General features: G+C 65.3%; 14 protein-coding genes. 1 reads left to right on the forward strand and 13 read right to left on the reverse strand.

Features of this window, described 5'->3' with window-relative positions; translation table 11 throughout:
• Positions 1-25 precede the first annotated feature (25 nt).
• The 7 genes from ACEN9K_RS14085 to ACEN9K_RS14115 form a co-directional block, all read right to left on the reverse strand.
• Complete coding sequence (locus ACEN9K_RS14085) at positions 26-853, reverse strand: F0F1 ATP synthase subunit delta (RefSeq protein WP_056387991.1); 828 nt, start codon at positions 851-853, stop codon at positions 26-28.
• Positions 853-1404, reverse strand: coding sequence for a F0F1 ATP synthase subunit B (locus ACEN9K_RS14090; protein ID WP_018768405.1), 552 nt, complete (start codon positions 1402-1404; stop codon positions 853-855). Before ACEN9K_RS14090 ends, ACEN9K_RS14085 begins: the two co-directional genes overlap by 1 nt.
• 54 nt (positions 1405-1458) lie before the next feature.
• Positions 1459-1677, reverse strand: a complete 219-nt coding sequence (gene atpE, locus ACEN9K_RS14095) for an ATP synthase F0 subunit C (protein ID WP_003804776.1) — start codon at positions 1675-1677, stop codon at positions 1459-1461.
• A gap of 109 nt (positions 1678-1786) precedes the next feature.
• Positions 1787-2587, reverse strand: coding sequence for a F0F1 ATP synthase subunit A (gene atpB, locus ACEN9K_RS14100; RefSeq protein ID WP_134163847.1), 801 nt, complete (start codon positions 2585-2587; stop codon positions 1787-1789).
• Positions 2588-2668: 81 nt separating this feature from the next.
• Entirely contained in the window at positions 2669-3007 is a 339-nt protein-coding gene (locus tag ACEN9K_RS14105) for an AtpZ/AtpI family protein (protein WP_018768407.1), read from the reverse strand.
• Positions 3000-3482 carry a Cg1360 family ATP-synthase-associated protein gene (locus tag ACEN9K_RS14110; RefSeq protein WP_018768408.1) on the reverse strand — a complete coding sequence of 161 codons (483 nt, stop codon included), beginning with the start codon at positions 3480-3482 and terminating at the stop codon, positions 3000-3002. The genes ACEN9K_RS14105 and ACEN9K_RS14110 overlap by 8 nt, the downstream gene beginning before the upstream one ends.
• Positions 3483-3593: 111 nt before the next feature.
• Positions 3594-4706, reverse strand: coding sequence for an MraY family glycosyltransferase (locus ACEN9K_RS14115; RefSeq protein ID WP_018768409.1), 1113 nt, complete (start codon positions 4704-4706; stop codon positions 3594-3596).
• Positions 4707-4981: 275 nt separating this feature from the next.
• Between ACEN9K_RS14115 and ACEN9K_RS14120 the strand changes: the two genes are divergently transcribed.
• The gene (locus tag ACEN9K_RS14120) at positions 4982-5878 is read left to right on the forward strand and encodes a glycosyltransferase (protein ID WP_495634564.1); all 897 of its coding nucleotides are present in this window, start codon (positions 4982-4984) and stop codon (positions 5876-5878) included.
• Between the two features lie 40 nt (positions 5879-5918).
• Here the strand turns inward: ACEN9K_RS14120 and ACEN9K_RS14125 are convergent, their stop codons facing one another.
• From ACEN9K_RS14125 to thrB, 6 genes are all read right to left on the reverse strand, one after another.
• A complete protein-coding gene (locus ACEN9K_RS14125) occupies positions 5919-6677 on the reverse strand; it encodes a WecB/TagA/CpsF family glycosyltransferase (RefSeq protein ID WP_056387995.1) in 759 nt (252 codons plus the stop codon).
• Positions 6677-7489: an L-threonylcarbamoyladenylate synthase gene (locus ACEN9K_RS14130; RefSeq protein ID WP_018768412.1), complete on the reverse strand. Its 813-nt coding sequence runs from the start codon at positions 7487-7489 to the stop codon at positions 6677-6679. The genes ACEN9K_RS14125 and ACEN9K_RS14130 overlap by 1 nt, the downstream gene beginning before the upstream one ends.
• Positions 7486-8373: a peptide chain release factor N(5)-glutamine methyltransferase gene (gene prmC / locus ACEN9K_RS14135; protein WP_495634565.1), complete on the reverse strand. Its 888-nt coding sequence runs from the start codon at positions 8371-8373 to the stop codon at positions 7486-7488. Before prmC ends, ACEN9K_RS14130 begins: the two co-directional genes overlap by 4 nt.
• A 37-nt stretch (positions 8374-8410) precedes the next feature.
• Positions 8411-9484, reverse strand: coding sequence for a peptide chain release factor 1 (gene prfA, locus ACEN9K_RS14140; RefSeq protein WP_018768414.1), 1074 nt, complete (start codon positions 9482-9484; stop codon positions 8411-8413).
• Between the two features lie 106 nt (positions 9485-9590).
• Positions 9591-11792, reverse strand: a complete 2202-nt coding sequence (gene rho / locus ACEN9K_RS14145) for a transcription termination factor Rho (protein WP_495634566.1) — start codon at positions 11790-11792, stop codon at positions 9591-9593.
• A gap of 293 nt (positions 11793-12085) precedes the next feature.
• Positions 12086-13060 carry a homoserine kinase gene (gene thrB / locus ACEN9K_RS14150; protein WP_495634567.1) on the reverse strand — a complete coding sequence of 325 codons (975 nt, stop codon included), beginning with the start codon at positions 13058-13060 and terminating at the stop codon, positions 12086-12088.
• Position 13061: the final 1 nt, after the last annotated feature.

Consider the following 13061-nt stretch of genomic DNA (forward strand, 5'->3'; position numbering starts at 1 on the left):
TATCAGTTAGGTTGTGCTTGTCCGGCTAGCCGGCCAGCTGGCGCTGCAGCTCGCCCAGCTTGGTGAGGACCGAAGCGTCAAGCACTTCGTCACCAACCTGGACGCGGATGCCGCCAATGAGTGCCGGGTCAACATTGAGGTTGACCTTCAGTTCCCGCCCGTACATGGCATTCAGGCCAGCCTGCAGGCGGGCAAGCTGCGTCTGCGTCAAAGGACGGGTCACGCTGACCGTTGCAATCCAGCGCTGCTGCCGCTTGGCCGCAAGCTCGGCGAACCGCTGCACCAGCCGGGTGGGCTTGATGCCGCGGGGCTGGGTTACAGCCTGGACAATGAGGACTTTCGCTTCCTCACTGGCGCCGGGCACAAGCTTCTCCGCAAGTACAACCTTGGCTGCACCGCTGGCCTGTGGTTCGGACAGAGCACGTTGTACCTCATGGCTGGAGGCAACAGCCTGGTTGAAGGAGAACAGGTCGTTCTCCAGCTCTTCCAGGCCAGTGATTCCGGAGGCAGAAACGGCCGACTTGTTTTCAGCAACGGAAATGACCACCGTTGCGGCAAGAGTCTCGAGTGCATCGCCGATATCACGGGCGTTTGCCCAGCGTGAGCTGGCCAGTCCGCCTGCAATGTCTGCAGCATCAGCGGAGACTTTCCCGCCAACCAGCTGCTTGACCAGCGCCGACTTTTCGTCACCGTTGCGGGACGGGTCAGTCAGGGCGCGGCGCAAGCCAGCCGAGCTGTCCACCATTCCCAGAATTCCGAAGAGTTCCTTTGCCAGCTGCAGCGACGCGGTGGGAAGCTTTGCTTCCAACTCTGCCAGCGCTGTTGCCAGCGATTCGCTCGATACGCCTGCCATTACTTAGCTGCACCTGCGTTCTGGGACTCCAGATCTGCCAGGAAGCGGTCCACAACCCGCGCTGCACGCTCATCATCGTTGAGCGATTCGCCCACGATGCGGCCTGCCAGGGTGGTGGCCAGGGTGCCTACCTCAGAGCGCAGGGACACAACGGCCGCCTGGCGCTCGGATTCGATCTGTGCGTGGGCCTGCGCGGTGATGCGGGCAGACTCTGCTGCCGCCTTCTCCTTGAGATCCGCGAGGATCTGGGCACCTTCGGCGCGGGCTTCCTCACGGATGCGGTTGGCTTCGGTGCGGGCGTCGGTCAGCTGCTGCTTGTACTCTTCGAGTGCAGCAGACGCCTCAGCCTGGGCCTTTTCAGCCTTGGCGATACCGCCTTCGATGGCCTCGGCACGCTCTGCGAAGGTCTTCTCGAACATCGGGACAACAAACTTGACCACGATGAAGAAGAGGATGGCAAAGCCCACGAAGACAACCAGCATTTCCCAGGCATTGGGAATAAGTGGGTTGACGTCGCCTTCAGCGGCGGCTGAGATGATCAGCTGATGCATATTTCACCCGTCCTTATCTACTCGGTTCTGAATGTTCGCTGAAGTTCTGAAGGTTTACTTGAGAACGAAAGCGAAGACCAGGCCCAGGATGGCGAGTGCTTCGGTCAGCGCCAGGCCAAGGAATGCGATCGGCTGCAGGACGCGCTGGGCTTCCGGCTGACGTGCAACGCCGTTGATGTAGGCAGCGAACACGAGACCCACACCGATACCACCGCCGATAGCCGAGAGGCCATAGCCGATGAGGTTGAGGGAGCCGTTGATGGAGCCTTCCATTTTTTTTCCTTTCAAGATGCCACTTTGTGTGGCAGGTTGTTTGGGTTGCTTCATCCCCGCGAGGGGAAGACTGTGGTGGGCCGGCGGAGCGTCGCTCCCGGCAGGGTGCCTAGTGGCTGTCGGCGTGAAGGGCGCCTTCGATGTAGATCGCGGTCAGCAGCGTGAAGACGTAGGCCTGCAGGACCATGATCAGGGCTTCGAGCATGTACATGGCGATGGCACCTGCCAGCACCAGGATGGACGTTCCCTTCAGCAGCACGTTCTCCTGCATGATGAGGTATTCGATGCCGGAACCGGCGATCATCACGATCAGGTGGCCGGCCAGCATGGTCGCGAACAGACGGAGGCTGTGCGTGACGGGCCGGACAACGAAGTTGGAGATGATTTCGATCGGGATGACGATCGGCAGGATGTACCACGGCACGCCCGAGGGGACGGTGGCCAGCTTGAAGTAGCGCAGGCCGTTCTTCTTCACGCCGATGGCGATCCAGGTGACATAGACCAGGCCGGCCAGCACGTACGCTCCACCCACGTGCGAGAACGTGGGGAGCTGGAACACCGGGATGGCGCCGTAGATGTTGTTGACCAGGATGAAGAAGAACAGGCTGAACAGCAGGGGGACGTACTTCATGAAGTCCCTGCCGCCGATGATGTCCTTGGCAATGCCGTTGCGGACAAAGCCGTAGGCGGCCTCTCCGGCGAACTGGAGCTTGCCGGGTACCAGCTGCTGCTTGCGTGCGGCGAGCACGAAGAAGACTGCGATAAAGACGACAGAGAGGAGGACCAGCAGCATCTGCTTGGAGAATCCTTCTGCGGCACCCCACGGCAGGATTGCCGGCAAATGCATTTCGTTAATACCAGGAGGAGTGAACTCTCCTGAATCTTGGGCCGGGAGCGCAAGCGCGATCAACGCGTTTCCTCTCTGCAGTGTCCATCATTGGGCGTTGGGCGGGGTCCGGCAGCCTGACAGCCTGCTGTTCCCCCTGTGAAATTATTTGGCACTATCTTTTCCGTCCTGGGACGGTGCGCTGGGAGCATGGCGCTCATCAGCAATTTTTCGGGAACTGGTGAGGCCGTGCATGTGGGAAAGGTAGAAACCTCCGACGGCTCCGAGCAGAGCGCCTGCGAGCACAATCCAGCGCGTTCCCCACAGATAATCCAGTCCCCACCCTATCAAACTCCAGACGATGATTCCGCCAATGATGTAGCTGAATACAGCCATTCCAGCGTTGTAGCCGCCATCGGTGGAGGCGTCGGAATCGGTTGCTGCGGAGCCGTTGGATCCGCGTTTGCCATGTGCGGCAGCCGCGGGCTTCTTCTGGTCACGCATGGGTTGCTCCCTTGTCATCTGGATCGTTGTAGATCTGGAGGCGGGCCCTGCTGAATCCGTGGATCTCAGCGGCCTGCCACAGGACGACCGCCACCACGGCGCCGATGATGAACCAGCGGCCGTGTAGCCATTCAGGGGCGCCGATGACGAACAGGACGACGGCGAAGCCAACTACCTTGATGAAATAGGTGGCTACGAACATCCCTATCGCGCCGGACGGGTTCCCGCGTCCCACGAAGTGGCCGATCAGCAGGCTGATGCCGAAGAACAGCATGACCAGCAGGCCACCGAGCACGCTGGAGACCGCGCCGCTTGCTCCGTTGAGGAGTCCGGCGGGAATGGCACACAGGGCGAGCCCCGCACCGGCGGCGATCGAGCTGCGCTTAAGCAGGTTCAGCCACAGCGAGCGGGTGGGACCGGAGGCGCCAACGTGTCCGTTGCCGGAGGCAGGTCCGGACTCGGCGTTGGAGGTCATTCGATCCCAATCGTCGGCACCACATGGCAAATGGCCAGGAGGCAGGGGGTGGAGTGGCAGCTTGGGCTGCCCCTAAATTCTACATGAGATAGAAATAATTCAGAACCGGCATTACGCCGCAGTTTCCCCGTTGCCGCGGGAAAGGTATGGCCATGCGGTCACCAGTCCCATCACCAGGGTGGCGAAGATGTCGACGGCGAGAACGACCTGCCAGGGGAAGACGGCAAAGGCCAGGCCGCCGAAGGACAGCACGGCGGTCCAGAGATACATCAGGATCACGGCGGTGCGGTGGGAGTAGCCGATGTCCAGCAGTTTGTGGTGCAGATGCCCGCGGTCGGCGGACCAGGGCGAACGCCCGCGGGCCGTGCGGCGAACCACTGCGAGGCCCAGGTCCAGCAGCGGAAGGAAGAGCACGGCGAAGGGAAGCAGGATGGGAATCACGGTGGAAATACCGTTGGCACGGTCATACAGGCCTGAGGAGATCTGTCCTGTGGACACGACGCCGGCCGAGGCCATGAGCAGCCCGATCAGCATGGCGCCCGAATCGCCCATGAAGATCTTCGACGGAAAGAAATTGTGTGGCAGGAACCCCAGGCACCCGCCTACCAGGACGGCCGTAATGAGGGTTGCCAGGTCCGAGTAGTCCAGCAGCACAGCGTTCCGGTGCACCCAGTAGGCGGTGAAGAAGAACGCCGTTCCGCCGATGATGGCCACGCCTGCAGCAAGGCCGTCCAGTCCGTCAATGAAGTTAAAGGCATTCATGGTGGTGACGATGAGTCCCGCCGTCAGCACCACGCGGAGTGTCCCGTCCTGGAGGTATATGGGGTCGGGCACCCACGGGACGATGGTCATTTGGACACCCCAGATGGCCACGGTGAGTCCGGCGGCGCTTTGACCGATCAGCTTCACCCACCAGCGGATGTCCAGCAGGTCGTCCGCCACGCCCACCAGGACGATCACCGCTGCACCGGCGAGGACCCCCCAGGGGGAGAAATTGTTCCGGTAGATGTCCTTGACGAAAAAGGACTGGCTGGCGAGGACCAGTGCCACCATGACACCGAGGAAGATCGCCACGCCGCCAAGCCTGGAAACGGGGGTGGAATGCATGTCACGGCTGCGGATGGGCAGGTGCAGTTCAAGCCGGTGCCCCACGATGCGGGCGCCCCACGTGGCAGCGTAGGACACAATGGCAGCCACCAGTCCCATGAGCATGTACATGATCATGGGACTGGAGCCGTTTCAGGATTGGTGGTGTCGAAGCCGCTCGGCTGCCCTGGCAGCCGGTCCGTGGTCGGTGGGCTCACTGGCCGGGAATCTGTTCTTCGATAAATGAAACTTCTCCGTCGCCGAGCGCGCAGCAGGCAGTGTTCGGTGCCGTACAGGGCTGTATTACAGTGGACTCTAGTCAAAGATACTAGTGCCACCGGCACCATGGCTCCGCGCCACACGGGCGCATATCAGGCGGGGAACTCCCTGGCGGCCATGCTGAAAGGACCTCCATGACCCCCCGCATTGCGGTTGCCGCCGTGACGTTCGACCGGCCCAAGGAACTGTCTGTGCTGCTGGATTCGATCAACGCGCAGAGCCTGCGCGTGGACACCATTTGCCTGGTGGACAGTGGCACCACGCCTGCACGGGAGGTGGCCAAAAAGCACCGCAATGTGGACTACGTCCGGTCCGAAGCCAACCTCGGGGGCGCGGGCGGATTTGCGCTGGCCGCCCTCAAGGCAGTCGCCAGCGGTGCCCGCTGGATTTGGATGATGGACGACGACGCCGAGCCGGCTGATCCCGAATGCCTGGCCACGCTGCTGCGCGAGGCCGAGGCGCGCGACCTGGAGGCTGTGGTTCCCCTTGTCACGGCGCCGGGCCATCCCGACCGGCTGTCCTTTTTCTTCCGCCTGGACGGCAAGGTGACGCACGACCGGGCAGAGGTGGAGAAGCTCGGTTTCCTTCCGGACGACGGCCACTTCTTCAACGGCGCGCTGATCCGCTCGGACGTGTTCTTCAAAGTGGGCTTGCCGGATATGCGGCTGTTCATCCGCGGCGACGAGGTCGATTTCACCATCCGGCTCCGCAAGGCCGGCATACGTTTTGGGACGGTCACCACCACGGCCATCACGCATCCGCACGCCTTCACGGAAACGCAGCATGTCTACGGCGCCCGCTGGCATGTCATCGTCCCCGACTCCGCCTTCAAGCGCTATTACTACTACCGGAACCGCGGTTACCTCATCCGCCGGTACTTCCGGGTGCGCTCTTTTGTGGCCGACGCCGGCGGGTACCTGGGCTACTTCCTGCAGCGCCGCGACCTGCCGGGCTTTGTGGCCTGGGCGCGCGCCTTTGGCACGGGTCTGCGGGGCAAGGGCTTTGGCCCCCTGGAGGACCAGAAGTTCTAGCCAGCGCCCCTCTCCCGGTTTCAGACCAGCCGCGGCCGGTTCAGGCCCTGGTCCGCAGCCGGCGCGCGGCCAGGAGCCACAGCAGCACCCACGGCTCGCCCAGGACCCGGTACGCCACGCGGCGGGGATGCAGGAGCAGGCGCCAGGCCCACTCCAGCCCCATCCTGCCAAGCCACCGCGGCGCCAGCTTCTGGACCCCGGCCAACTGCTCGATGGCGCCGCCCACGGCACAGTAGACGGCCGGGGGCATGTCGCGCAGCCGCCGCTGCAGCACGTCCTCCTGCAGCGGCATTCCCAGGCCAAGCAGGACCATCTGGGGCTGTTCACGGTGCAGCCATGCGACAGCGGCTTCCTCCAGGGCAGGACCCCAGCCTTCGCCGGGCAGGCCGGACACGCGGGCGCCCGGAACGATCGCCTTCAGCCGGCTGACAGCTCCGGCGTTCGCGTCCGGACCGGCGCCGATCACGGCGATCCGTTCCAGCCCCCGGACCTGGTCCAGGGCCGGCAGCCAGTCGGTGGAGCCCAGCCGGTAGTCCATGACCGGACCGTCGGCGTTGCCGGTCCTCCCCCAGAGCCACAGCACCGGCGCCCCGTCCAGGAGCACCACATCGCTTTCCTCGTAGAGGCGGCGGAACCCGGCGTCGGACAAGGCCAGCGTGACGCTGTGCAGGTTGTGGCCCAGGACGGTGCGCGTGGAACCTTCCGCCACGTAGCTGCTCAGTTCCGCAACGAGTTCAGGCACCCGCAGCGGAGTGGCATGGACGTCCAGGACGGGAATGCGTTGGCGCTCCAGCGTCATCAAGGCTGCGGGTCTCCGGCCGGCGTGGCGGGTTCCGCTGCTGTACCCGTGACCGCGGAGGAGCCGGACGCAGCAGGCGCGGACCCGGCGTCGTTCCCGTCCTCCCCTGCCGCGGGCTGCGCCGGTGCCGCTTCCTTCTCCGCCATGGGGATTTCACCCAGGCCAAGGACGCCCGGGACGTGCTCGCGCAACCGGTCCAGGCTCACTGCCCCGTTGCGCACCACGCGCAGGATGGGGCCGGTGGCATCCACGATGGTTGACGGCACGCCGGCTTCGCCTTCCAGTGGGCGCGGGCCGCCCTCCAGGTAAACCTCCACCGAGTCCGCCAGCTGTTCCCGCGCCGCTGCGGCAGTCTGCGCAGGGGCCTGGCCGGTGCGGTTGGCAGAGGAAACGGCCAGCGGGCCCGTCAGGGTCAGCAGTTCCAGGGCGACCTCGTCGGCGGGCATCCGGAGCGCCACCGTTCCCTTGGTTTCGCCCAGGTCCCAGTCAAGGGACGGCTGGGCGTGCAGGATCAGGGTCAGGCCGCCGGGCCAGAAGGCTTCTGCCAGCTTGCGGGCTTCGGCCGAAACCTCGGTGGCCAGGCCGTCCAGGGCGTTGATGCGGGGAATCAGGACAGGCGGGGGCATGGTGCGGCTGCGCCCCTTGGAAACCAGCAGCATGGTGACGGCCTGCGGCGAGAACGCGTCTGCGCCGATGCCGTAGACGGTGTCCGTGGGCAGCACGACGCACTTCTTTTCGCTGATGGCGCGCTGGGCATGTTCCAGGCCGCGTGCCCGTTCGTCGTCAATGGTGCAGTCATAAGTAGTGGTCACTGGCCCATTCTTTCATTCCGTATGGCCTGGTCCGCGAGCACGGCACTTGTGGCGCGCTCCTTGCCGTTGAGGTCCAGGTGCGTCGTGATGGCTGTCCAGGATCCGGTCCTGGCAAGCATGGCGGCTATCCAGCCGGACTGGACTTCCGCGTGTTCCATGACGAAGTAGCCGCCGGGACGCAGCAGCCGGGCAGCGGAGGCGGCCGCCGCCGTCGGAAGTTCCATGCCGTCGGCTCCCCCGCCGTACAACGCCTCGGGCGGGTCGTGCAGGGCCACTTCCGGTTCGTTGGGGATGGCCTCGGCGGGGATGTAGGGCGGGTTGGAAACCACGACGTCGACTGTGCCGTTGAGTTCCGGAAAGGCGTCGCGCAGGTCCCCCAGGACCAGATTGACGCCCAACGGTGCCAGGTTTTTGGCCGCCCAGGCGTGCGCAAACGCGCTGAATTCGACGGCGTGGACCTCGGCGCCCGGTACCTCGTGCGCAATGGATCCGGCAATGGCGCCGGAACCGGTCCCCAGGTCCACGATCCGGGGCCGTTGCATGTCCTTGACGTGGTCGATGGCCAGCTGGACGACGGATTCGGTCTCCGGCCTCGGGATGAACACCCCGGGCCCCACGGCCAGTTCAAGGTAGCGGAAGTGGGCGACGCCGGTGATGTGCTGCAGCGGAGTCCTGCCGGCGCGTTCGGCCACGAGGGCTTCGTAGCCTTCCGGTGCCGGCGCATCGCCGAGCATCATGGCGCGAAGCCGGCCGAGCCCTACGTTCAGCAGGTGGTCCGCAAGCAGCTCCGCGTCCACGCGCGGGCTGGGAACGCCGGCGTCCCGCAGGATGGCGGTGGCCTCGCTGACGGCATCAGCGAGCGACTGGCCTGGCCCGAATGTCATGTCCTGTATTTCGTGTCCTGATGGTGCGCCGGGCGGACTAGTCGCCGATGGCGTCCAGCCGCGCCTGCTCGTCCATCTCGATGGCGGACTGGATGACCGGCTCCAGGTCCCCGTTCATGACCTGGTCAAGGTTGTAGGCCTTGTAGCCGGTGCGGTGGTCCGCGATCCGGTTTTCCGGGTAGTTGTAGGTGCGGATGCGCTCCGAACGGTCCATGGTGCGGATCTGCGACTTCCGCTGGGCCGAGTTCTCGGCGTCGATCTGCTCCTGCTGGTGCGCCAGGATGCGTGCCCGCAGGACGCGCATGCCGGCCTCGCGGTTCTGCAGCTGTGATTTTTCGTTCTGCATGGCCACCACAATGCCGGTGGGAAGGTGCGTGATGCGGACGGCGGAGTCGGTGGTGTTGACGGACTGCCCGCCGGGGCCCGAGGAACGGTAGACGTCGATCTTGAGGTCGTTGGGGCTGATCTCGAGTTCTTCGGGCTCGTCAACCTCGGGCAGGACCAGCACGCCGGCAGCGGAGGTGTGGATGCGGCCCTGGGATTCGGTGACGGGCACGCGCTGGACGCGGTGCACGCCACCTTCGAACTTCAGCCGTGCGTACACGCCCTCGGCGGGGTCGTTGGAGTTGCCCTTGACCGCCACCTGGACGTCCTTGTACCCGCCGAGGTCCGATTCGGTGGCGGAGATGATTTCGGTCTTCCAGCCGCGCGACTCGGCGTACCGGGTGTACATGCGCAGCAGGTCGCCGGCGAACAGCGCGGCCTCGTCGCCGCCTTCACCGCCCTTAACCTCAAGGATCACGTTGCGGGCATCGTCAGGATCCCGGGGAATCAGCAGGCGGCGCAGCTTGGCCGCGGCAGTCTCCATCGCGGCTTCGAGTTCAGGCACCTCGGCGGCGAACTCGGGGTCCTCGGACGCCATCTCCTTGGCGGCGGCAAGGTCATCACGGATGCCTTCCCACTTGTGGTAGGCCTCGACAATGCCATTGAGCTGAGCCGACCGCCGCCCCAGTTTCCGGGCAAGCCGCTGGTCAGCATAGACAGCAGGATCCCCCAGCTGCGCCTGGATGGCATCATGCTCATCAAGCAGGCCCTGTACGGACTCAAACATTTAAAACCTCTTTCGACTTGTACAAGTCTAGTTTCGCCGGGTGGCTGGTAGGACACGCCAAAGGGCGGGGCCCGCAGATTATGCGACGGCCCCGCCCCTGACTCAGCTACTTGTCGTTATCCGACTTCGCACCAAGCGTCGTCTTCTGGACCTGCATGAGGAACTCGACGTTGCTCTGGGTTTCCCGGATCTTGTTGGTGAGCAGTTCAAGGCTCTGCTGGGTCTCGAGTCCGGAGAGGACGCGGCGCAGCTTCCACATGATCTTGACTTCCTCGGGGGAAAGCAGGTTTTCCTCACGGCGGGTGCCGGACGCGTTGACGTCCACGGCGGGGAAGATGCGCTTGTCGGCCAGCTGGCGGGACAGGCGGAGCTCCATGTTGCCGGTGCCCTTGAACTCTTCGAAGATGACCTCGTCCATCTTGGATCCGGTCTCCACGAGGGCGGTGGCCAGGATGGTCAGCGAGCCGCCGTTTTCGATGTTGCGGGCGGCACCGAAGAAGCGCTTGGGCGGGTAGAGGGCTGCGGAGTCCACACCACCGGACAGGATGCGGCCGGAGGCCGGTGCTGCCAGGTTGTAGGCGCGGCCCAGGCGGGTCATGGAGTCCAGGAGGACCACCACGTCCATGCCCATCTCCACGAGGCGCTTGGCGCGTTCGATGGAGAGTTCGGCCACGGTGGTGTGGTCGTCGGCGGGACGGTCGAAGGTGGAGGCGATGACCTCACCCTTGACGGTGCGCTGCATGTCCGTGACTTCTTCGGGACGTTCGTCCACCAGCACCATCATGAGGTGGACCTCAGGGTTGTTGGTGGTGATGGCGTTGGCGATGGACTGCAGGATGAGCGTCTTGCCGGCCTTGGGCGGCGAAACAATCAGGCCGCGCTGGCCCTTGCCGATCGGGGCCACCAGGTCAATGACGCGGGGGCCGATCTTCTTGGGGTCCGTCTCGAGGCGCAGGCGCTCGGAGGGGTACAGCGGGACGAGCTTGGCGAATTCGACGCGGTCCTTGAGTTCCTCAGGCGTCTTGCCATTGACGGAAGTGACGCGGACAAGGGCGTTGAACTTCTGGCGGGCGGACTGCTGGCTGCGGTCCTCGCCGTCACGCGGTGCACGGATGGCGCCGACCACGGCGTCGCCCTTGCGCAGGTTGTACTTCTTGACCTGGGCGAGGGAGACGTAGACGTCGTTCGGGCCCGGCAGGTAGCCGGAGGTGCGGATGAACGCGTAGTTCTCCAGGACGTCCAGGATGCCGGCGACGGGCAGCAGCACGTCGTCTTCGGTGATTTCGACGTCGTCCACGTCCGGGCCCTGGTTGCGGCCACGGCGGCGGTCGTTGCGGTCGCGGAAGCGGTCGTTGCGGGAGTTGTCCCGGTCCTGGCCACCGGAGCGGTCGTTGCGGTCGTTCCGGTCGCGGCGGTTACGGCGGTTGCGGCGGCTTCCGCCGTCGCTGTCATCGTTGTCGCGGTTGTCCCGGGCACCTTCACGCTGGGCACCTTCACGCTGGCCGGCGTCGCGGCTGCCGCTGTTGTCACGGCCGCCGTCCGAGTCGCGGGAGGTGTTGTCGCGGCCGCGGGTGCGGCCGCCTTCACGGCGTTCGGTGCGCTGGCCGGCGTCGCCTGCTTCGGTTGCGGGGGCTTCGGTGCGCTGCTCGGTTGAACGCTGCTCCGTTGAACGCTGCTCGGTTGAACGCTGTTCCGTGGTTGAACGCTGTTCCGTGGCGGGCTGTTCTGCCGGGGTTTCGGCCGGGGCTTCCTGGACGGCGGCAGCGGCTTCGCTGCGGCGGCGGTTGCGGGTGCGCGGCTGGCGGCGCTCAGGGGCGCCTTCAGTGGCCTCCGTAGTTTCCGCAGGGGCGGCCGACGGCGCCTCGACGGTGGCACCGGCAGGTGCGGCGGGGGTTTCCACAAGGGGAGCTTCGGTTGCCGGGGAAACCACGCCGTCACTGACGGCGCGGCGGCTGCGGCCGCGTCCACGGGCACGGGTGCCTTCCGCGGCGGGAGCTTCGGCGGCCGGGGCCTCCGGAGCGGAAGCCGGTGCAGCTGCGGCCGGGGCCACGGCGGATTCCGTAGCCTTTGCCGCAGCCTTTGCGGGGGCCTTGGCAGTGAGTGTTCCGGCACGGTGGGCGGAAATGGCCGAGACCAGGTCCCCCTTGCGCATGCGGGATCCACCCGAGATACCGAGCTGGCTGGCGAGAGCCTGCAGCTGGGCGAGCTTCAGGCCGGCAAGGCCGCTGCTCTTGGCGGTTGCGGCCGGTGATTCGGCAGCAGAAGTTGAGTGTTCCACAGCTGGCGACAGCTCAGTGGTTTCGGTCACGAAGGATCCTTCCCCCTCGACGGCGTCCAGACTGGGAGCTGGGCGCGATGATTTGATCTGGGCTGCAGTTCAGATCTGCAGCCGGGATTTCGGCCTTGCCGGTTGGATTTCGGCCAGCAGGGCCGGATACTGATTCACCTTGCACTGCGCCCATGGCGCAACGCCGGACTGACGGTTCAGGGGCAGTTGAATGCTGCAGATTCCTGCGACAGACCAAGCAGGCGGCACCGGAATACATTCGCAGTCGTAGATCAAATAGCAACTGAATGCAGGAGCAGATCAGATAGGCGGAATTACCGCCGGTGCAGTTCAACCTTAGCACCTTCAACGTCCACTGCGAGCTTCAGGACGCGCCAGCCGATGTCCGGCGTGTTCTCCGCCGTGTAGGCCTTGATGAAGGCGAGGGCCTTGCCTGCCTGGTCTTCACCGTTTGCCAGCACCAGGACGGTGGGCCCGGCACCGGAAACCACGGCCGCGTAGCCCGCTTTGCGGAGTGCGCCGATCAACGCGGCACTGGGCCGCATGGCGTCCGCGCGGTAGCTCTGGTGCAGGTAGTCCTCGGTGCCCGGCAGCAGGAATTCGGGGTTCTGCGTCAGCGCGTGGATCAGCAGCGCCGCCCGGCCGGAGTTCATGGCGGCAGCGTGGTGTCCCACAGATGCCGGCAACAGGGCGCGGGCTGCCTCGGTGGAGAGTTCGTAGTCAGGTACCGCCACGATGGGGATGACGGACGTGGCCACCGTGGCACTGGTGCTGCTGTACTGCTCACTGTCCTGCCATGACAGCGCCAGGCCGCCGAAGATGGCGGGTGCCACGTTGTCCGGATGGCCCTCCAGTTCACTGGTGAGCTGGAGGATCCAATCCTTTCCGCGCTGGTCCCCGGCCGGCACCATGGCATTTGCAGCCGAGACTGCGGCCACCACTGCTGACGCGGATGAGCCCAGCCCCCGGCCGTGCGGGTTGACGTTGTCCGCAATCACCCGCAGTCCGCCGTGCCGGTAGCCCAGCCGCTCGAAGGCCGCGTCCATGGCGCGGACCACCAGGTGGCTGGCATCCCGCGGCAAAGTGTCCGCGCCCTCGCCGCGGAGCTCAAACACGAGTTCATCCGTGTCGAGGCTTTCCACGGTGAGGGTGTCATGCAGGGCCAGAGCGAGCCCCAGGCTGTCGTAGCCCGGACCGAGGTTGGCGCTGGTGGCGGGCACCCGGACGCTGACGCGCTGCCCGGGCTCGATCAGGTGCAGTCCGACAGTGGCCTGCGAGGTGGTGTCCAAG

Source organism: Pseudarthrobacter sp. Pseusp20, assembly GCF_059492155.1.